Annotated in this window: 13 protein-coding genes; 7 read left to right on the top strand and 6 right to left on the bottom strand. The window is 70.7% G+C overall.

What is annotated here, in order from left to right; genetic code table 11:
- The first annotated feature begins 3 nt into the window (after positions 1 to 3).
- Genes M8C13_RS11690 through M8C13_RS11680 form a run of 3 tightly spaced genes read left to right on the top strand, consistent with a single transcriptional unit; the run spans position 4 to position 4,103 of the window.
- Positions 4 to 996, top strand: a complete 993-nt coding sequence (locus M8C13_RS11690) for a type VII secretion system-associated protein (RefSeq protein ID WP_252480546.1) — start codon at positions 4 to 6, stop codon at positions 994 to 996.
- A gap of 6 nt (positions 997 to 1,002) precedes the next feature.
- On the top strand, positions 1,003 to 3,000 hold the full coding sequence (locus M8C13_RS11685; protein WP_252480545.1) for a glycohydrolase toxin TNT-related protein: 1,998 nt from the start codon (positions 1,003 to 1,005) through the stop codon (positions 2,998 to 3,000).
- Positions 2,997 to 4,103: an ADP-ribosylglycohydrolase family protein gene (locus M8C13_RS11680; protein ID WP_252480544.1), complete on the top strand. Its 1,107-nt coding sequence runs from the start codon at positions 2,997 to 2,999 to the stop codon at positions 4,101 to 4,103. Before M8C13_RS11685 ends, M8C13_RS11680 begins: the two co-directional genes overlap by 4 nt.
- Positions 4,104 to 4,191: 88 nt before the next feature.
- Here the strand turns inward: M8C13_RS11680 and M8C13_RS11675 are convergent, their stop codons facing one another.
- The 4 genes from M8C13_RS11675 to M8C13_RS11660 form a co-directional block, all read right to left on the bottom strand.
- Positions 4,192 to 8,103 carry a DNA-directed RNA polymerase subunit beta' gene (locus M8C13_RS11675; RefSeq protein WP_252480543.1) on the bottom strand — a complete coding sequence of 1,304 codons (3,912 nt, stop codon included), beginning with the start codon at positions 8,101 to 8,103 and terminating at the stop codon, positions 4,192 to 4,194.
- Positions 8,104 to 8,202: 99 nt separating this feature from the next.
- On the bottom strand, positions 8,203 to 11,688 hold the full coding sequence (gene rpoB / locus M8C13_RS11670) for a DNA-directed RNA polymerase subunit beta (protein WP_252480542.1): 3,486 nt from the start codon (positions 11,686 to 11,688) through the stop codon (positions 8,203 to 8,205).
- 783 nt (positions 11,689 to 12,471) lie between these two features.
- Positions 12,472 to 14,991, bottom strand: a complete 2,520-nt coding sequence (locus tag M8C13_RS45055) for a helicase-associated domain-containing protein (protein ID WP_305883948.1) — start codon at positions 14,989 to 14,991, stop codon at positions 12,472 to 12,474.
- A gap of 25 nt (positions 14,992 to 15,016) precedes the next feature.
- Complete coding sequence (locus tag M8C13_RS11660) at positions 15,017 to 15,382, bottom strand: hypothetical protein (protein ID WP_252480541.1); 366 nt, start codon at positions 15,380 to 15,382, stop codon at positions 15,017 to 15,019.
- Positions 15,383 to 15,843: 461 nt separating this feature from the next.
- On the opposite strand from M8C13_RS11660, the gene M8C13_RS11655 reads away from it, so the two are divergent.
- From M8C13_RS11655 to M8C13_RS11640, 4 genes are read left to right on the top strand one after another with little or no spacing between them, the layout of a single operon-like run.
- Positions 15,844 to 16,974: a DUF6346 domain-containing protein gene (locus M8C13_RS11655; RefSeq protein ID WP_252480540.1), complete on the top strand. Its 1,131-nt coding sequence runs from the start codon at positions 15,844 to 15,846 to the stop codon at positions 16,972 to 16,974.
- Complete coding sequence (locus M8C13_RS11650) at positions 16,971 to 17,417, top strand: YbaB/EbfC family nucleoid-associated protein (RefSeq protein WP_252480539.1); 447 nt, start codon at positions 16,971 to 16,973, stop codon at positions 17,415 to 17,417. Before M8C13_RS11655 ends, M8C13_RS11650 begins: the two co-directional genes overlap by 4 nt.
- A complete protein-coding gene (locus tag M8C13_RS11645; protein WP_252480538.1) occupies positions 17,417 to 17,725 on the top strand; it encodes a hypothetical protein in 309 nt (102 codons plus the stop codon). Before M8C13_RS11650 ends, M8C13_RS11645 begins: the two co-directional genes overlap by 1 nt.
- Positions 17,722 to 18,729, top strand: a complete 1,008-nt coding sequence (locus M8C13_RS11640; RefSeq protein ID WP_252480537.1) for a hypothetical protein — start codon at positions 17,722 to 17,724, stop codon at positions 18,727 to 18,729. Before M8C13_RS11645 ends, M8C13_RS11640 begins: the two co-directional genes overlap by 4 nt.
- On the opposite strand, the gene M8C13_RS11635 is transcribed toward M8C13_RS11640, so the two are convergent.
- Together M8C13_RS11635 and M8C13_RS11630 are read right to left on the bottom strand one after the other, a co-directional pair.
- Complete coding sequence (locus tag M8C13_RS11635) at positions 18,730 to 19,605, bottom strand: hypothetical protein (RefSeq protein ID WP_252480536.1); 876 nt, start codon at positions 19,603 to 19,605, stop codon at positions 18,730 to 18,732.
- A 13-nt stretch (positions 19,606 to 19,618) separates the two neighbouring features.
- Complete coding sequence (locus M8C13_RS11630; RefSeq protein ID WP_252480535.1) at positions 19,619 to 20,167, bottom strand: hypothetical protein; 549 nt, start codon at positions 20,165 to 20,167, stop codon at positions 19,619 to 19,621.
- Positions 20,168 to 20,181 lie beyond the last annotated feature (14 nt).

The raw sequence follows: 20,181 nt of genomic DNA, 5'->3' as shown, positions 1-20,181 counted from the left end.
CCGATGGCCGGTTCGCACAGCATCGAGGTGACCGCCTTCCGCGGGGCGGAGCTCGTCCCCGCGCGGGTGGAGTACCGGCGCGGCGGCGAGACCGAGGACGCCTCGGTGCGCGTGCACGGGCCGTGGGGCGTGGCCGAGGCCACCGCGCACGACGTGTTCGAGGCGCTGCTGCGGGTGCGGCGGGAGCTGGAGGCGGCGGACTGGTTCCTGGCCGTGCACGGCGCCCGGCGGGACGTGGTCTGCCTGGGCCAGGTCCGCAACTGGTCCAGCGGCACCGAGGTGCACCACCCGGAGGCCACCGCGGTCGGCGCGAGCCTGTTCCTGTTCGGCCCGGCCGATCCCGCGCTGGTCGGCACCGTGGCCGAGCAGGAGGCACTCTCCGAAGAGCACACCCCGGCCGTGGGCGAGCCGCCGGAGGTCACCGAGGAGATGCGCGCGGTGGCCCGGCACCAGCCGAACAGCTGGCTGTACTCCGTGGACGCCGAGTTCGACACCAACGGCGTGGTGCCGCCCTGGGGTGTGCGCGGCGGCTACCGGGTGGACGAGGACGGCAACTTCGGCGAGTGGGCGCCGAACCCCGGCTACCGGCCGGGCCCGCAGGCGCTGGGCTGGCCCCGGCCGACCAACCAGCTGGAACGCGATCTTGAGCTGGCCCTCTCCGGCTACGGGCCGAGGGAGACCGCGCTGCGCACCCTGCTCGGCTGGGAGCTGGTCATGGTCGAGTACCCGGACCACCCCGGCGAGCTGTTCCTGGCCGAGGAGGCCGGCGGGCTGGTGCTGGACGTGTGCACCTCGGCGGAACGGCTGCCGGAGAGCTGGACCCGGTGCCAGCAGGCCCGCGGCGACCAGCTGTTGGACCTCGGCGGAGTGCGGCTCCGCCTCAACGCGGGAGTGGCGGGCGCGCTGTCGGCCACCATCCCGCTCCAGGATCTGATCGACTTCGCCGCGGGCGCCGGCGACGGAGTGCGGGGCGTGCCCGCCCAAGGGGAGAGCTGACCGAAGATGATCATCAAGCAGCGGACCTACAACGGCGAGTTCGCCTACTGGCAGGACACGCCGTACCTGCGGCGACGCCTGGGCAAGCAGCTCTACCTGGCGCCGCTGGACGGCGGCGCGCCCGAGGGCGACTTCGAGCGCCTGCCCGACGGCACCTTCGGCAGGCCGGTGGAGGCCCCGCTGCTGGAGTCGCGGTTCGAGCTGCAGACCATCGGCTTCATCGACGACGAGCCGTACGAGGTCGGCTACGACGAGCAGACCGAACTGGTGCCCGTGGTCTGGCCGGGCGGCCTGACCCTGGACACCGAGTCGGCGGCCCAGCGCGGGCTGGAGATCTACGACCGGTCCCTCATCCGCGGTCAGAAGCCGTTCGAGCGGATCAGCAAGGTCGTGCAGCTCCGCTGGACCGGAATGGGCGGGACCCTCGACTGGCGGCAGTTCCCGCTGCCGGTGGAGCAGGCCGAGCTGCCGGGCACCGGCCAGCCGGACCCGGCGCCGCTGCTGGCCGGACTCACCTCGGCGCTGACCGCGCTGGCGCCGGCGGGCTGGCAGGCCATCGGGGTGGTCTGCCACGCACTGGCCGCCCACATGCAGCTGACCACGGTGGTCACCCTCGCCGACGGCGAGGAGTACTACTGGTCGCCGCCACCGCAGGTCAGCCAGTGGCTGTACCGGCTCCGGATGGCGACCTACCAGCCAGGCGCGGGCGCCTGGTTCACCGCCGACTACCGGCTGGTCGCGGGCGCGGAACCGGTGGCCGAGTTCGAGTTCCACGCGGAGCCGGAGTGGCCGTTCACCGCGTACCTGAACCTGGACCCCGAGCACCGGCAGGAGCTGCAGACGCTGCCCCGGGCCAGTGACCACACCCCGGACTGGCTGCTGCGGGCCGCGCACCGGCGACAGCAGGAGCTGGTCCGCCAGGCCATGACCAGCCTGAGCGGCGAGACGGGCCGCACCGTCGGCAAGCCGGTCCGGTCGGAGCTGGCGATGGCCCGGCTGTTCGACTACTTCGCCGAGGGCGAGCCGCCCCGCGCGTACCGGCCCGTGCTGCCCGCGCAGGAGCGGCTCAACGTCATCAGCTACCTGAGCGAGGCGCCGGTCGTGCTGTCCTCGCGCGGTTTCGCGCCGGACCTGCTGCACCCCGAGCGCGAGTCGCTGGTGCCGATGACCTACCACACCGACGGCCGCTGGGTCTGGCCCGGCGCGCTCGCCTACTACCTGCGCGAGCACGGGGTCACCCCGCCGCTGGAGCTGGTCAACCACATCCGGTCCCGGTTCTACGAGCCGCCGGCCTCGGTGCCCAAGCTGGTCGCCCAGGAGGCGACCTCGGTGGTCATGGAGATGCCGGAGCGGCACCCCGGCGCCAAGGACGACTGGGAGCGGGCCCGGTTCGCGGTGCGGGACTTCTGCGTCCGGTTCAGCGTCAGCCGCCGCTACGTCAGCTTCGGCGAGTACGCCGACGAGGCCTGGTGCGTGGTGCGCGAGCGGGACGACCGGTTCTCGGTGTTCTGGTGGTGGGCGAACGAGCAGCGCAAGGAGCTGGAGGCGCGCTTCGACGACGTGTCCCAGGCCGCCACCTACCTGATCGGGCAGCTGTACCTGAACTACCCGAACCTGCAGCGCGCCGAGGACGAGCCGCTGTTGCCGGAGGAGGCGCCCATCCAGGCCATGGGCGGGGACCCAGGGCTGGCCGCCTACGACCAGATCGACTCGCTGATCCTGCGCGAGGGCCACGAGATCGAGCGCTTCGGCGGGCCGGACGGCAACACCATCTTCGACGCGGGCACCGGCTTCGAGCGGACCACCCTGCCGCCGGAGTTCGCGCAGGGGCCGTACGGCCGCTTCCGGCTGGCCGGCGGCGACTGGAAGATGCTCGGCGCGGTGACCAGGGCGGATGAGCGTCAGCCCGGTGGCGCGCGGGTGTACTTCCTGCCCAAGCCGCTGGGTGAGTACCTGGCCTCCGGCCTGATCGTGGAGATCCCGCCCGGCGAGGCACGGCAGTGAGCGCGCCCGTCGCCGAGACCGGGCTGCCCGGCGGCGACCGGCTGGGCCGGGCGCGGCAGGCGGTCATCGGCTGCTTCGCCGGGCAGGCCATCGGCGGCGCGGTCGGGGCAGGCGTGCAGTTCGAGAGCCTGGAGTCCTTCGCCGCCGCGCACGGGGAGGCCTTCGCCGGGGAGTACCCGCCTGCCTTCGGCGGCGCGGGCCGGATCACCGCGGACACCCAGCTGTCGCTGTTCGTGCTGGACGGGCTGATCCGGGCGCACTTCCGGCGCAGGCGCACCGGCGCGACCGACCCGCTGCCGGAGGTCGAGGCCGCGCTGCGGCGCTGGCTGCGCACCCAGCAGCCCGATGTCGGCGGCGCGGACGGCTGGTTCCCGGCGCGCCCGGCGCTGGCCGCCAAGCGCTGGCCGGACCGCACCACGCTGGAGGTGCTGAGCACCGGCCGGTTCGGCTCCCTCGATCACCCGGTCACCGACTCCGCGGAAAGCGGTGTGCTGCCCAGGGCGGCGGCCGCGGCGCTGTGGAGCGCGGCGGAGGAGCAGGTGTTCGAGCTGGGCGCGCGGATCGCCGCGCTGACCCACGGCCACCCCTCCGCGTACCTGTCGGCCGGCGCCTACGCGGTGATCGTCAACCGGATCCTGCGCGGTATCGGCAACCCGGTACGCGCGGTGGACAGCGCGGTCCGGGTGCTGCGCCGCTGGCCGGGCCACGAGCCGGTCAGCGCGGCACTGGAGACCGCGGTGGACTGGTTCCACCAGGGCGAGGAAGCCGAGGTCAGCGCGGCCTCGGTGCAGGAGCTGGGCGAGGGCCTGCTGGCGCCGGAGGCACTGGCCATGGCGGTGCGGGCCACGCTGTCGGACCACCGCTTCGAGCAGGTCATCGCCAGGGCCGTCGGGCACTCCGGCAACAGCTCCACCGTCGGCGCGCTCACCGGCGGCCTCTACGGCGTGCTGTTCGACTTCACCGCCACCATCCCGGTGCCGCTGCTGCGCGACCTGGAGCTGGGCGAGGAGATCGCCACCCTGGCCGACGCCGCGGTGAAGGAGTTCGGCCCGCGCCCGCCGAGCACCACCGGCTGGCTGGAGAACTTCCCCTTCGGCGACTAGCCCGTGTCTTTTCAGAACGCCTGACAACGGGGAAGGCCCCGCCACCGAGTTCCGGTGGCGGGGCCTTCCCCGTGTGTGACTGGCTTCGTCAGCGGTAGTCGCGGCCGAAGTCGTAGTCGTCGAGCGGCACCGCCGCACCCGTGCCGGCGCCGAAGACGTCCGGGGTGTAGTAGCCGTCGTCGTAGGACGGGATCGCGTAAGCCGCGGCCCGTGCCTCCTCGGTCGGCTGCACCTGGATGTTGCGGTACTTGTTGATGCCCGTGCCAGCCGGGATCAACTTACCGATGATCACGTTCTCCTTCAGGCCGATCAGCCTGTCGCTCTTGCCGTTGATGGCGGCGTCGGTGAGCACACGCGTGGTCTCCTGGAAGGAGGCCGCGGACAGCCACGACTCGGTCGCCAGCGAGGCCTTCGTGATGCCCATGAGCACCGGACGGCCAGAGGCCGGCTCGTTGCCCTCGGCCACCATCTGGCGGTTCTGGGTCTCGAAGTCGCTGCGCTCGACGGGTGCGCCCGGGAGGAACTCGGTGGCACCGGAGTCGATGATGATCACGCGGCGGAGCATCTGGCGCACGATGGTCTCGATGTGCTTGTCGTGGATCGACACGCTCTGCGTGCGGTACACGTTCTGCACCTCGCGGACCAGGTGGAGCTGAGCCTCACGGGGACCCATGACGCGCAACACCTCGTGCGGGTCGACCGCACCTTCCAGCAGCTGCTGGCCGACGGTGACGTGGTCGCCGTCCTGGAGCGCCCGCTCGGAGCCGTCCACGCTGATCGTCGCGAGCCACTGCCGCTTGGACAGCTTGTCGTAGACGATCTCCTCACCACCGTCGTCCGGCACGATGGTGATCTTGCGGAACCGGTCGCCCTCTTCGATCTGCACGCGGCCGTCGGCGTCGGCGATGGGCGCCTTGCCCTTGGGCACGCGAGCCTCGAACAGCTCCTGGACACGCGGCAGACCAGCGGTGATGTCGTCGCCCGCCACACCACCGGTGTGGAAGGTACGCATCGTCAGCTGGGTGCCGGGCTCACCGATGGACTGCGCGGCCACGATGCCGACGGCCTCGCCGACGTCCACCAGCTGACCGGTGGCCATCGAGCGGCCGTAGCAGGTCGCGCACACACCGACCGCGGACTCACAGGTGAGCACGCTGCGGACCTTGACCTTGGACACCCCGGCGCGGACCAGGGTCTCGATCGCCGGGTCGCCGAGGTCGGCGCCCTTGCCGATCAGCAGGTTGCCCTCGCCGTCGAAGATGTCCTCGGAGGCGTTACGGGCGTACACGCTGGTCTGCACGTGGCGGTGCTTGACGTAACCGCCGTCGGCCGTGGGCTCGGTGAGCGGCATGATGATGCCCCGCTCGGTGCCACAGTCGATCTCGCGCACGATGACGTCCTGCGAGACGTCCACCAGACGACGGGTCAGGTAACCCGAGTCGGCGGTGCGCAGCGCGGTGTCGGCCAGACCCTTCCGGGCGCCGTGCGTGGAGATGAAGTACTCCAGCACGGAGAAGCCCTCGCGGAAGTTCGCCTTGATCGGCCGCGGGATGTACTCACCCTTGGTGTTGCTGACCAGACCCTTCATGCCCGCCAGCTGGCGGACCTGGGTCATGTTGCCTGCCGCACCCGACTTCACGATCACCGAGATCGGGTTGTCGTCGGGGAAGTTGTCCTCCATGACCTGGGCGATCTCGTTCGTCGCCTGGGTCCAGATCTGCACCAGCTCGTTGTTGCGCTCGGTCTTGGACAGCAGACCGCGCTGGTACCGCTTCTCCACCTGGTCGGCCTTGGCCTCGTAGCCGTCGAGCAGACCCTGCTTGGCCTCGGGCACCACCACGTCGGAGATCGCCACGGTGACACCGGAGCGGGTGGCCCAGTAGAAACCGGCGTCCTTCAGCTTGTCCAGCGTCTGGGCGACGGTGACCATCGGGTACCGCTCGGCGAGGTCGTTGATGATCTCGGCCTGGCTCTTCTTCGGCAGCTGACGGTTGATGAACGGGTAGTCCGCCGGCAGCAGGTCGTTGAACAGCACGCGGCCCAGGGTGGTCTCGGCCAGCCAGGCCTGACCCGGCTCCCAGCCCTCAGGCTCGGTGCCACGGGTGGGCAGCCGGTCGGTGAGCCGGATCTTGATCTTCGCCTGGAGGTGCAGCGCACCCAGGTCGTAGGCCATGATCGCCTCGGCCGGGGACGAGTACGCGCCGCCCTCGCCCTTGGCGCCCTCGCGCAGCTTGGTCAGGTGGAACAGACCGGTGACCATGTCCAGACGCGGCATCGCCAGCGGCCGCCCGGAGGCGGGCGAGAGGATGTTGTTGCTGGACAGCATCAGGATGCGGGCCTCGGCCTGGGCCTCGGCCGACAGCGGCAGGTGCACCGCCATCTGGTCGCCGTCGAAGTCCGCGTTGAACGCCTCGCACACCAGCGGGTGCAGCTGGATGGCCTTGCCCTCGACCAGCTGCGGCTCGAAGGCCTGGATGCCCAGCCGGTGCAGCGTGGGCGCGCGGTTCAGCAGCACGGGGTGCTCGGTGATGACCTCTTCGAGGACGTCCCACACCTGCGGCCGCTGACGCTCGACCATCCGCTTGGCGGACTTGATGTTCTGCGCGTGGTTCAGGTCGACCAGCCGCTTCATCACGAAGGGCTTGAACAGCTCCAGCGCCATCTGCTTGGGCAGGCCGCACTGGTGCAGCTTCAGCTGCGGGCCGACCACGATGACCGAACGGCCGGAGTAGTCGACACGCTTGCCGAGCAGGTTCTGACGGAACCGGCCCTGCTTGCCCTTGAGCAGGTCGGACAGCGACTTGAGCGGGCGGTTGCCCGGCCCGGTCACCGGCCGGCCACGGCGGCCGTTGTCGAACAGCGCGTCGACGGCCTCCTGCAGCATCCGCTTCTCGTTGTTGACGATGATCTCGGGCGCGCCGAGGTCGATCAGTCGCTTGAGGCGGTTGTTGCGGTTGATCACGCGGCGGTACAGGTCGTTCAGGTCGGAGGTGGCGAAACGGCCACCGTCGAGCTGCACCATCGGACGCAGGTCCGGCGGGATGACCGGCACGCAGTCCAGCACCATGCCCTGCGGGTTGTTCCGGGTGGCCTGGAACGCGGCCACCACCTTGAGCCGCTTGAGCGCGCGCAGCTTCTTCTGGCCCTTGCCGCTGCGAATGGTCTCGCGCAGCTTGTCGGCCTCGGCGTCGACGTCGAAGGTGCCCAGCAGCTGCTGGATGGCCTCCGCGCCCATGCCGCCGGTGAAGTACTCGCCGTAGCGGTCGATCAGCTCGCGGTAGAGCATCTCGTCCGCGATCAGCTGCTGGACGTCCAGCTTGACGAAGGTGTCCCAGATCTCGTCGAGGCGGTCGATCTCGCGCCCGGCCCGGTCCCGGAGCTGGCGCATCTCACGCTCGCCGCCCTCCTTGACCTTGCGGCGCACATCGCTCTTGGCGCCCTCGGCCTCAAGTTCGGCGAGGTCGGCCTCCAGCTTCTGCGCGCGGGCCTCCAGGTCGGCGTCGCGCTTGTCTTCCATGCGCTTGCGCTCGACCTGGATCTCGTTCTCCAGGGTCGCCTGGTCGTTGTGCCGCATCTCCTTGTTCACCGACGTGATCACGTAGGCGGCGAAGTAGATGATCTTTTCGAGGTCCTTGGGGGCCAGGTCGAGCAGATAGCCCAACCGGCTCGGGACGCCCTTGAAGTACCAGATGTGCGTGACCGCGGCGGCCAGCTCGATGTGGCCCATCCGCTCGCGGCGCACCTTGGCGCGAGTGACCTCGACGCCACAGCGCTCGCAGATGATGCCCTTGAAGCGGACGCGCTTGTACTTACCGCAGTAGCACTCCCAGTCCCGGGTAGGACCGAAGATCTTCTCGCAGAAGAGTCCGTCCTTCTCGGGCTTCAGGGTGCGGTAGTTGATGGTTTCAGGCTTCTTGACCTCGCCGAAGGACCACTGCCGGATGTCGTCCGCGGTAGCCAGTCCGATGCGGAGCTCGTCGAAGAAGTTGACGTCTAGCACGTCGGTTCTTCCCCTTGATAGTTCGGGTTCAGAGGCTGAGTCGGGCCGGGGTGGGACGGGCTGGGCTTGCGATCAGCCCGTCCCACGCCGGCGGCGAGGTCAGTTGACGATGTCGTCGACCGAAGGCGACTCGGACCGGGACAAGTTGATGCCCAGGTTCGCGGCCGCGCGCTCCAGGTCCTCATCGTCGCCGTCGCGCATCTCGATGGCAGCGCCGTCGCTGGAGAGCACCTCGACGTTGAGGCACAGCGACTGCAGCTCCTTGAGCAGCACCTTGAACGACTCCGGGATACCGGGTTCGGGGATGTTCTCGCCCTTGACGATGGCCTCGTAGACCTTCACGCGGCCGATCACGTCATCAGACTTGATCGTGAGCAGTTCCTGCAGCGTGTAGGCAGCGCCGTAGGCCTGCATGGCCCAGCACTCCATCTCGCCGAAGCGCTGGCCACCGAACTGCGCCTTACCACCGAGCGGCTGCTGGGTGATCATCGAGTACGGGCCGGTGGACCGGGCGTGGATCTTGTCGTCGACCAGGTGCAGCAGCTTGAGGATGTACATGTAGCCGACCGAGGTCGGGTACGGGTACGGCTCGCCGCTGCGGCCGTCGAACAGCTGGGCCTTGCCGTCGCCCTTGACCATCCGCTCACCATCGCGGTTGGGCATGGTCGAGCCGAGCAGACCGGTGATCTCGTCCTCGCGGGCGCCGTCGAACACCGGGGTTGCGGTGTTCGTGCCGGGGTCGGCCTGGAAGAGCTCCTCGGGCAGCTTGGCGGCCCACTCCGGGTTCCCGTCGATGCTCCAGCCCTGCTTGGCGATCCACCCGAGGTGGGTCTCCAAGATCTGGCCGATGTTCATACGACGGGGCACACCGTGGGTGTTCAGCACGATGTCGACCGGGGTGCCGTCCTCCATGAACGGCATGTCCTCGACCGGCAGGATCTTGCCGATGACGCCCTTGTTGCCGTGCCGGCCGGCGAGCTTGTCGCCGTCCTGGATCTTGCGCTTCTGCGCCACGTAGACCCGGACCAGCTCGTTCACGCCCGGGGGCAGCTCGTCGTCGTCCTCGCGGGAGAACACCCGGATGCCGATGACCTTGCCGGTCTCACCGTGCGGCACCTTCAGCGAGGTGTCGCGCACCTCGCGCGCCTTCTCACCGAAGATCGCGCGGAGCAGGCGCTCCTCGGGGGTCAGCTCGGTCTCGCCCTTGGGCGTGACCTTGCCGACCAGGATGTCGCCGTCGCGGACCTCGGCGCCGATCCGGATGATGCCACGCTCGTCCAGGTCGGCCAGGACCTCCTCGGAGACGTTCGGGATGTCCCGGGTGATCTCCTCGGCGCCCAGCTTGGTGTCGCGGGCGTCGATCTCGTGCTCCTCGATGTGGATCGAGGTCAGGACGTCGTCCTGCACGAGGCGCTGCGACAGGATGATCGCGTCCTCGTAGTTGTGACCCTCCCACGGCATGATCGCCACGAGCAGGTTCTTGCCCAGCGCCATCTCGCCGTTCTGGGTGCACGGGCCATCCGCGATGACCTGCCCGACCTCGACCCGGTCGCCCTCGTTGACGATCGGCTTCTGGTTGATGCAGGTGCCCTGGTTGGAGCGGCGGAACTTGTGCAGCCGGTAGGTCTGGCGGGTGCCGTCGTCGGCCATCACGGTGATGTAGTCGGAGCACAGCTCCTCGACCACACCGGCCTTGCTGACCACCACCACATCGCCGGCGTCCACCGCGGCGCGCAGCTCCATACCGGTGCCGACCAGCGGCGACTCGGAGCGGAGCAGCGGCACGGCCTGACGCTGCATGTTCGCGCCCATGAGCGCGCGGTTGGCGTCGTCGTGCTCGAGGAAGGGCACCATCGCGGTCGCCACGGACACCATCTGCCGAGGCGAGATGTCCATGTAGTCGACCTCGTTCGGCGGGATCAGGTCCAGCTCGCCGCCCTTACGGCGAACCATGACCTTGTCCTCGAGGAAGTTCCCGTCCGCGTCGATCGGCGTGTTGGCCTGGGCCTTCACGTACCGGTCTTCCTCGTCCGCGGTCAGGTAGTCGATCTCGTCGGTGACCCGGCCCTCGCGGACCTTGCGGTACGGGGTCTCGATGAAACCGAACGGGTTGACCCGGCCGAAGGAGGACAGCGAGCCGATCAGGCCGATGTTCGGGCCTTCCGGCGTCTCGATCGGGCACATGCGGCCGTAGTGCGAGGGGTGCACGTCGCGCACCTCGAGGCCGGCCCGCTCACGGGAGAGACCACCCGGGCCGAGCGCGGACAGACGCCGCTTGTGCGTCAGGCCGGCCAGCGGGTTGGTCTGGTCCATGAACTGCGACAGCTGGGAGGTTCCGAAGAACTCCTTGATCGCGGCCACCACCGGGCGGATGTTGATCAGGGTCTGCGGCGTGATCGCCTCGACGTCCTGAGTGGTCATCCGCTCGCGGACCACGCGCTCCATGCGGGAGAGGCCGACCCGGATCTGGTTCTGGATCAGCTCGCCGACCGTGCGCAGGCGCCGGTTGCCGAAGTGGTCGATGTCGTCGACCTCGACCGGGACCTCCACACCGCCGGGGGCGGTCATGGACGTCTCACCCGCGTGCAGGCGCACCAGGTACTCGATCGCGGTGACGATGTCGTCCTCGGTGAGCACACCGGTGGTGAACGGCTGGTCCAGGCCCAGCTTCTTGTTCACCTTGTACCGGCCGACCTTGGCCAGGTCGTAGCGCTTCTCCTTGAAGAACAGGTTCTCCAGCAGGGTCTGCGCGCTCTCCTTGGTCGGCGGCTCGCCAGGGCGCAGCTTGCGGTAGATGTCGAGCAGCGCCTCGTCCTGGCCCGCGGTGTGGTCCTTCTCCAGCGTGGCCATGAGGGTCTCGCTGAAACCGAACCGCTCGCGGATCTGCTCGGCGGTCCAGCCGAAGGCCTTCAGCAGCACGGTGACGGGCTGACGGCGCTTGCGGTCGATGCGGACACCGACGGTGTCGCGCTTGTCGACGTCGAACTCCAGCCAGGCGCCCCGGCTCGGAATGATGCGGACGCTGAACACGTCCTTGTCGGTGGTCTTGTCGACAGAAGTGTCGAAGTAGACACCCGGGGACCGCACCAACTGCGACACCACGACTCGTTCGGTGCCGTTGATGATGTACGTGCCCTTGTCGGTCATCACGGGGAAGTCACCCATGAACACCGTCTGGCTCTTGATCTCGCCGGTGTTGTGGTTGGTGAACTCCGCGGTGACGAACAGCGGGGCCGCGTACGTCATGTCCTTGTCCTTGCACTCCTCGACGGAGGCCTTGACCTCGTCGAAGCGCGGGTCGGAGAAGGAGAGGGACATGGATCCCGAGAAGTCCTCGATCGGCGAGATCTCGTTGAGGACCTCAGCGAGGCCGCCAATCGGATCCTCATCGCCGGCATCGATACGGCGCTGGAACCACTCGTCGGCGCCGACGAGCCATTCGAAGGACTGAATCTGCAGGTCGAGCAGATCGGGCACCGTGAGTGGTTCGCGGATCTTCGCGAACGAAACCCTCTTCGGCGCCCCAGGGATCCCCGACGTGGAGTTGGTCGCAGCAGTGGCCTTGGTCGCGCGGGAGACTGCCAAGATGCGTCCTTCCAGGGACTGTTGCTGGCTGGAAGCTGCCCCGGAGCTTGCGCGCCGGTGCAGTTGTCAAGGGTGCGGCGCGGCCATCATCTCGGGACCCTGGGCAGGGTGAACAGAAAATGGACAGCGCAAAGTGGCAGTCTAGCCACACAGACGGCGGCTGTCGAGCGGGGTCCAGACTGGACACCCGAACTCGTGCTTACGGACAGAGTGAACCCACCGCAGCCCGCAGTCAAGATGCCACGCGGTGATCACTCCGTTGGCGCAGGGCCAACTCACCTCACGTAACCGTTTGACCAGGTCATCCTGTGGAGAAGTACCCGAAGAGCGGGTTTTCTATACCCGATTCCGGCCTTGCCGAGAGGGGTTGGGGAACGTCACACTGGTCCGCTTGCCGACCAGAACGACCGCTCACCGCACGAATTCCCCTGGTCACGCTGCGTCCTGACGTCACGGGGAGGACTCTCCACCCGCCGCCAGCGACCGCTCGTCGCACCCTCGACTGGGTGACCCCGACCCGGTCAGCAGCCCAGACCTTGATCGATTTGTGACCCGGACCCCAGCCGGCCCCGGTCACCAGCGCCACCGGTTCGGAGAACGCGCACTCCGCGTCGCCGAACGGCAACTCCCAGCGAACCCACGCGGCCGGTCCTGCGCTGTCCCCGACCGCGGAAACCCTGCCCAGTGAACTTGATCAAGGATACCGGTTTCCCGGCCCCTCGGCCATGCGCCAACTGGCGCTTGACTAGGGGCAATTGCCAGCCCTCACCCCATCGCCGCAGGTCAACGCGGCCGTCCAGCGGCCACCGGCCCGGAGATGGGCCGGGCCCAGGCGATGCGCTCCACGAGGAACTGCGCCTCGGTCTCGTGCCGGTGGCACCAGGCGAGCAGGACGCCGTGCTCCAGCGTCAGATCGCTGACCACCCGCGGGCTGGCAGGCCCGTCCGGGCTCCGGTAGGAGATCTCCACCGGCCCGCCGGTGCTGATGGCCGCGGCCAGCCAGCCCCGGTCGGGCTCGGGCAGGTCCGGCGCCTGGTACCGCAGGTGGCGGTCCGGGTCCAGGGGCCCGTCCACCACGGGCGCTTCGGCGAGGGCTTCGGCCAGCGCGGCCGGGGTGGCGGCGTGGTCCTCGGGCCGCCAGGGCGCGGGCTGCGCCCGTCCGCGCCGGGGTTCCTGCGCCTCGGGCACCTCGTTGCCGGTGGCGTCCTCGCCGACCGGGGTGAACCCGGCCCGCCGCAGCTGGGCCAGGCTCTCCGGCCGCGGCCGCGGGCTGACCAGCACGGTCGGCGCCACCTGCCGCAACCCCAGCCGCTCGGCAGGCCGCGAGTTCATGATCTCCAGCGCCTGGATCCCATCCGCGGTGTGGATCACGCACCCGGCGTCCACCACCCTGATCGACCCGTGCCGCCGCGCCACGTCCCGGACCAGGTACGCCAGCGGCTGGGGCACGCCGCCGTCGGCCACCTCGGCCAGGTCGGCGAGCAGCCCGTCGGCGGTGGCGCCGGTGTCCAGGGCGCGCCGGATGCTGGCCGCGGAGAACCGCCAGACCCGGGCCGCGCTGTTGGTCTCCAGGTCGGCGACGGTGTCGAGCAGCCGGACCAGGTGCTGGGCCGGGTCGCCGGTGACGATGGCGGTGAGGTCGGACTGGAGGCGGGCGGTGCCGACGGTGGCGGGGAGCAGGGCGGTGGCGGCGGCGAGCAGGGCGGCTTCGGGATCCGGGCTGGGCGTGCGGGTGACGGGCGGCCCGACGGCTTCCGTGCGCTCGCCTTCGAGCGAGGCGGCGCGGAGCGGCGGGGAAGCGGCGGGTGCGGGGGCCGCCGGTTTCTCGGCTGTGCGGGCGTGGGTTGTTCCCGGGGCGGTGGGCTGGGGGTGTGGGTGGCGCGTGGTGGCGGCCAGGAGGGCGTGGCCGGCTTCGGTGAGCTGGTCTTCGGAGAGCAGGCCCAGCAGGCGGGCTTCGGTGAGGGTGGCTTGGGCCAGGGCCCTGGTGTGGTCGGTGGTGATGAGCAGGGGGACGTGCCAGGCGAGCTGGGCCAGGATGGCGGGGTCGGCGGCTCGTTGCTCCGGGGCGAGGCCGGCGTGGGCGGTGAGGATGGCGTGGCGCTGGGCCTTGGCGGGGCCGGGGTTGGGCACCGTGGGCGGGATGGTGCGGCCGTCGGGGGTCTGGCGGTGGGTGGGGGCCTCGGGCAGGGTCAGCCAGGTGCGGACCAGGGTGGTCCAGCGGTGCGCGGCGGGCTGGGTGCGCCAGTCGTCGTAGGCGGCGGTGGGGGCGTAGCTGTCCAGGTGGTGGCCTGCGCGGTGGTGGCCGAGCAGGTCGGCGGCGTAGGCCAGGTCCAGCCACAGGGCGGCGTGTTCCGGTGGGCAGCCGAAGGACTTGGCCAGGCGGCGCAGCTCCCTGGTGCCGATGCCGCCGGAGAGCAGCGCGGGGATGGGCTCGGCCTCGGCGTGCTCCAGCAGGGTGGTGGTGAGGCGGACCGCCTCGGCGGCGGCCACGGCGGCCTGGCTGCGCGCGAGCTCCGGGCTGGCCGGGCTGGTGGCCGGACGGGGCGGGCCGGTCAGGCGGAAGCGGCGGCGGTGCTCGGGCAGGGCGAAGCCGACCTCGCGCGGGACCTCGGCCGCGGACTTGCCCCGGCGCAGCAGCAACCCGAGCTCGAGCAGCGGGGCCACGGTGGCGGCCAGGTCCTCGTCGGTCAGCTCACCGTCGGTGAGGGTGACGCGGGGGTGGTCGGCGAGCAGGCCGGTGAGCAGCTTGGCGGCCGGGCGGGGCAGGTCGGCCAGCAGACGGGTGAGGCGGGACCGGTCACCGAGGTGGTCGGCGAGCCTGCGGGTCAGGGCGGCCCTGGTGCCCTCGGCCGGCAGGCCGTGCCGGGCGGTCAGCGCGCGGACCTCGGCCAGCGGGTAGGGGGTGAGCAGGTCGGCGAGCGGGGCGCCGAGGCCGAGCGGGGCGGTCCACCAGGTGGCCAGCCGGGGTGGGCAGGCCAGCCGGCCCTCGGCGGTCGGCCAGACCAGGGCGAGCTCGGTGAGGCGGGCCAGTGCGGCGGTGACCAGCGGCCGGGGTGAGGCGAGGGTGCCGGCTACTTCGGCCGGGGTGGCCGAGGGACCGAGCACCTGGATGGCCTGGGTGACCGACAGCGCGTCCTGGTCCAGCTCGTGCAGGGCCAGCTCCAGCGAGGTGCGGGTGGACAGTGCCTTGGCCAGGCCATCCCAGTACCGGGGCGCGGGTTCGACCAGGACGTCCGGCCGGAGCTCGAACAACCGCACCAGCGCCGTCCGGTCGAGACCGCGCAGGTACTCCTTGAGCTTCATCGGCCTGCCTACTCCCGCGTTGTGATCAGTCCTCCCCTGCCCTGCGCATGTAGTCACCGGCGACTGAGCTGAGCTCCACGGCGCTGTCCACGTCGTCCCTGGCGAAGGCCCGGCCCGACTCGGCGATCAGCGCCAGTCCGGTGAGCAGGTCGGTGAAGGACTCCTTGGCGTCCTCGTTGGGCTGATCGCCCAGCTCCGCCTGCATCTCGCCGACCAGTTCGTCCAGCCGGTCGGCGAAGCGTCTGCCGTCCTCGCGCAGCGCCACCAGGGCCGCCCGCCGGGCGTGCCACCAGCCGAGCAGTTCGTGTCTGCGCTCCGAGGGCAGCTCGGCGAGGAACGCCAACTGCTCCTCGGTCAGCTCGGTGATCCCGTCGGGCTCGGAGTCACGCATGGGCGACGACTATGCCACAGCCACCGTTAGCATTTCGTGACCGATCGGGACTTCACAAATCCGAGCTGGTGCTACCAGGCACGACCGCGAGGAACTCACCCACTTGTCGTAGCGGGGCGGGGGTCTGGCGGTTGCGGGGCCCGCGCCGGTGGGGTGCGGGTGGGTGCGGCGGGTGTCTCGGCTGGGGTGCATGGCCTGAGACTGCGCTGTGCCAGGTTGGCAAGGCCACTTTGGCGGGGGACACGAATGGGTGATTCCGCACTGGGGTGACGAAAGGGGCACTGAGCTGCGGAAATGGGCCAGGCGGGCGGTTCGGGGAGCGCGGTGGCGGGGAGACCGGCGCACGGGGCGGGCCGTTCGGGGTCGCGTGATTCTGCCCTGTGCCAGCCTGGCAAACCGGGCTTGGCGACTCGCACGATCGAGTGCATCCGGCCGATCCGGCTTGGCCCTACGCTGCCTGCGTGACCGACCAACCGGCGAAGGCGCGCCCATCGCGCCCGCCAGCGGTGCTCTTCCGGCTGGGCTGTGCGGCGCTGCTCGGTGTGCTGATCTGGCTGATGGTGCTGGTGTTCCAGGCGGGACCCGCGGCGAAGTTCCACCGGGGCGCCGCGCCGGCCGAGGACGACCTGCGCACCGGCACGGCCCAGGTCGAGCAGTGCGCGCGAGTGGACCGGAGCCTGCTGGTCACCGAGCTCACCGCGTATTCCTGCCCGGCCGAGGTCCGCTGGGACAGCGGCGCGGAGCAGGGCCTGGAGCGGGAGACCGTGGTCTGGTCCCGGCACGACATCTCCGGCAGGCGGCTGCCGGTCCGGGAGGGCGCGGGCAGCGCCTGCCAGGGCTGCCCGGACACCACCGTGGTGCCGGTGGACCACCCGAAGGCGGGCAGGAGCGTGCGCGCCGAGGTCGACCTGTGGGGCTTGGCCGGGCTGTTCTTGCTGATCATCCTCGCGGTGTTCCCGCTGGTGGGAATGCTGAACGGGCCTCGGCCACCACGGGCGGACGGGCGAAAGCGACGGCTCGCCCGGCACGTGGCCGCGGCCTTCGTGGTCTACCTGGGCATCGGTGTGCTGGTCGGCGGGATCCTGCTGCTCAACGCGGTCGACTTCCAGGCAGGGGTCCGGCCCGGCACCGAGGTGCGCGCGACCGGCACGGCCACCGTGGACCACTGCCGGCGGGCCGACCGGAACTTCCTGCTGGTGGAGTTCACCCGCTACGAGTGCCCGGCCGAGGTGCGGTGGCGCGACGGCGCGCTGCCACCCGGCCGCACCAAGGTGGAGTCGCTGCGCGAGCTCAGCGGCCAGGTCGAGGTGCGTTCGGCGAAGGTCTCCTGCGGCAGGCGGTGCGTGGACTGGGTGACCGTGCCCGCCGACCACCCCGACCCGAGCGGCGCCGTCCGCTGGTGGGTCGGCTTCGGCCAGATCGCGGGCGGGCTGCTGCTCATCGGGCTGGTCACCGGGGCCGTCTTCGCCATCTACCGGATCCGGCCCAGAGGTACCGCCACCGAGGGAACCGCATTGCCCTCGGCCTCGTCGGAGTCGCAGGGTGCGGGGGTGGCACCGAAGAGCACCGATCAGGGAGGGGCGGCCGGATGAGCCGACCGATCACCGATCCGATGGCCTGGCTGGACGCGCAGGAGGCCAGGATCGAGGCGTTGCAGGCCCGCGCCGAGCAGGCCAAGGAGGCACTGGCCACGGCGAGTGCCACGGCCACCAGCCGGGACGGCGCGGTGACGGTCACGGTGAACCCCGGCGGGGTGCTCACCGACCTCCGGCTCACCGCCAAGGCGAGCGGGCTCGGGCACGAGGAGCTGGCCACGGCGATCATGGCCACGGTCCGGCAGGCGCAGGGCAGGGCGGGCCAGCAGACCGCGGCGATCATGGCCACCGTGGTCGGCGAGGACTCCGAGGCGATGGACTTCGTCCGGGAGAACCTGCCGGAGCCTGCAGAAGAGGACGCGCCCAAGCCACCCCGGCGGCGACCGGATGACGGCGATGACGAGGGCGGCCGCCCGATCATGCGAGAGGACGGCTGGTGATGGCCGGCATCCACGGTGACCTGCCCGCGCTGCAGGCGCACGCGAAGGCGGTCGAGGCCATCACCGCGCGGGTGGACAAGGCCGCGGGCGCGGCCGCGAACGGCTCGCGCAACACCGCCGCCTGGGGCGTGCTGCTCTACCCGTACGGCGAGATCTTCGTCAACGGCCTCGGCAACCAGGTGGCCCAGATGATCTCCGCGCTGAGCGAGACCGGCGGGGTCTGCGGCAAGGGCGTCGAGGACTGCCGGGCCAGCTACGAGCAGGTCGAAGCGGCTCTGGCGCAGATGTTCAAGGGGATCGGAAAATGAGCCAGCCCACGCCGAGCGTCCAGGCGCCCCGCCCCAAGGCGGACAGCAACCCGGAGACCAACGACCTGATCGAGAAGGAGAAGCCGGAGCACGGCTTCTTCCAGGGCAACGTCACGCTCAAGGGCGCGGGGATCGCGGACAGCCTCAACGAGGCCATCGGCGACTTCGGCCGGATCGGCGAACCCGACTTCAGCGTCACCGAGGCGGTCACCGACGGCGCGGTGCTCGCGCTGGACGTGCTCGGCATCGTGATGAACCCCTTCGGCGAGCTGGGCAAGGCCGCCGCGGGCTGGCTGATCGAGCACGTGGACTTCCTGCGCGAGGGCATCGAGGTGGTCACCGGCGACCCGGACGCGGTGAAGGCGCTCAAGGGCACCTGGACCAACATCGCCAACGAGCTCAACAGCGCGGCGAGCGACTACGAGCGCGAGCTGACCTCGGTGCAGTCCTGGATGGCCAAGACCCCCTCCGGCCAGATCTACCACCAGACCGCCACCGCCTACGTGAGCGCGCTGCGCGCCTCCAGCGAGAAGGCGGCGTCCGCGGCGAAGGTGGTGGAGTACTCCGGCATCGCGGTGGCCTCGGTGCGCGGGCTGATCTTCGACCTGATCGCCGAGCTGGTCGGCAAGTGGATCGGCAAGCTGATCGCCGCCGGGCTCACCGCGCTGTTCACCCTCGGCGCCTCCGCGGCCGCGTTCATCACCAGCGCGATCGCCGACGCCTGCGCGCTGGCCCGCAAGATCTTCGGCAAGCTGCGCAAGCTGACCGAGGCGATCGAGCAGCTGGGCGTGTTCATCCGCAAGTTCTCCAACAGCGCGGCGGGCGCGGCCGCCTCCACCAAGGCCACCAGGGCCGCGGTGGACAGCGGCATCGGCGCGGTGAACAACGTCGGCAAGCGTGCCACCGACGCCCTGGGCACCGTGGGCAAGGTGGCAGGCAGCAAGGGCACGGTGGCGGCCAAGGAAGCCGTCAAGGAGGGGACGAACGCCGAGCATCCCCAGTAGTCAGCGGGGCTGGATCTCGGTGATCTTCCACTTGCCGTCGACCTGCTGCATGTTCACCACGACTTGCAGCGCGGTGTCGCCGCGGTAGCCGTCGCTGGCGCGCTCGCTGTGCTGGTCGGCGAAGACCAGGACCATGGCCCGGTCGCCCTCCAGCACCCGGACCGCGGCGGAGCGGACGATGGTGCTGTACACCAGCTTCTGCTCCGGCCCGGTCTTGCGCAGGCCGGTCAGGATGGTGTCGTAGTCCTGGGTGGCCTTGCCCATCAGCACCGCCTTGGCCGCGTCCTCGTTCTTCTGCGGCTCGGCGAAGTTGTAGGACAGCACGGTCTGGATCGCGTTGGTGACCTGGCCGACGACCTCGCTGGTGCGCGCGTTGTCCACCAGCGCCTGGTTGCTGCCGCCGCTTTCCGCCTGGAGGTACTCGGCGCGGAACCAGACGCCCAGCACGATGAGCACGGCCGCGACCAGGACCAGCGCGGCGGGCAGCAGCCAGCCCGAGCGCCGCGGCGCGGCGGGGTCGGCGTCGGGTTCCGGGTCGGGCTTGGTTTCCGGGTCGGGCTGGGGCTCAGGGGCGGGCTTGGGCTTGGCGGACTTGGCGCTGGGACGCGGTTTCGCCGTGGGTTCCGGGGCGGGCTCCGGCTCGGCGGGGGCCTCGGGCTCCAGCACGCCGCGCGCGGAGAGTTCCGCGGTGGCATTGTCCTCGGCGGTGTCCTCGGCGGGCGCGGGCGCTGCGGGGGCGGGCGCGGCGGTGTCCTCCGCCTCGGGGGCGGCGGTAGGGTCCTCGAAGCGCTCGGTGGCCGGGCGGCCCCGGGTGCCCGCGACCTTGGGCTGGCGGGCCGGGGTGCCGGTGGGGCGGTTGCGGCGGATCGGTGGCACTGCTCGGTCCTCCTCAGACGGCCGGTGCGGGGCGAACGGCGTCCAGCGCGGACAGCCGCCAGCCGTCGGGGGTCCTGGTCAGCTCGACGGCGACCCGGCCGGTGGAGACCTGGGGCTGCTCGTCGCCGGACTTGCCGGTGAGCTCCACGATGGCCAGCATCTTCGCCTTGCCCGCGCGCAGGTCCAGCTCGGTCAGCGCGCTCTCCCTGGCCTTGGCCGTGGTGACCAGCTTGCGGTCGTTGAGGTACTTCTTGGTGGCTTCCTTGTCCGCGGCCAGCGCCTCGCTGAGCGGGCTGGTGGTGGCCGTCTTGAGCTGCTCGAAGATCTCGTCGTACTTGCGGTAGTCCTGGTGCAGCAGGTTGACCACGTGCTGCTGACCCACCAGCACCACCTCGTCCCGCTCCCTGGCGAACTCCAGGCCGTCGTCGGAGCCCGCGGCCGCCCACGACACCCCGTACCAGCCCGCGAACAGGGCCGCGAGCACGACGAGCACGGTGGCGCCCAGCACGAGCACGCGGCGTGGATCGGTGCCGGGACGTGGATCAGTGGATCGGTCGGTCATAACGCTCCAAAGCT

This window comes from Crossiella sp. SN42 (assembly GCF_023897065.1).
Lineage (GTDB): Bacteria > Actinomycetota > Actinomycetes > Mycobacteriales > Pseudonocardiaceae > Crossiella.
The sequence above is the reverse complement of the archived record's forward strand: the minus strand, read 5'-3'. Positions and strand labels throughout refer to the sequence as shown.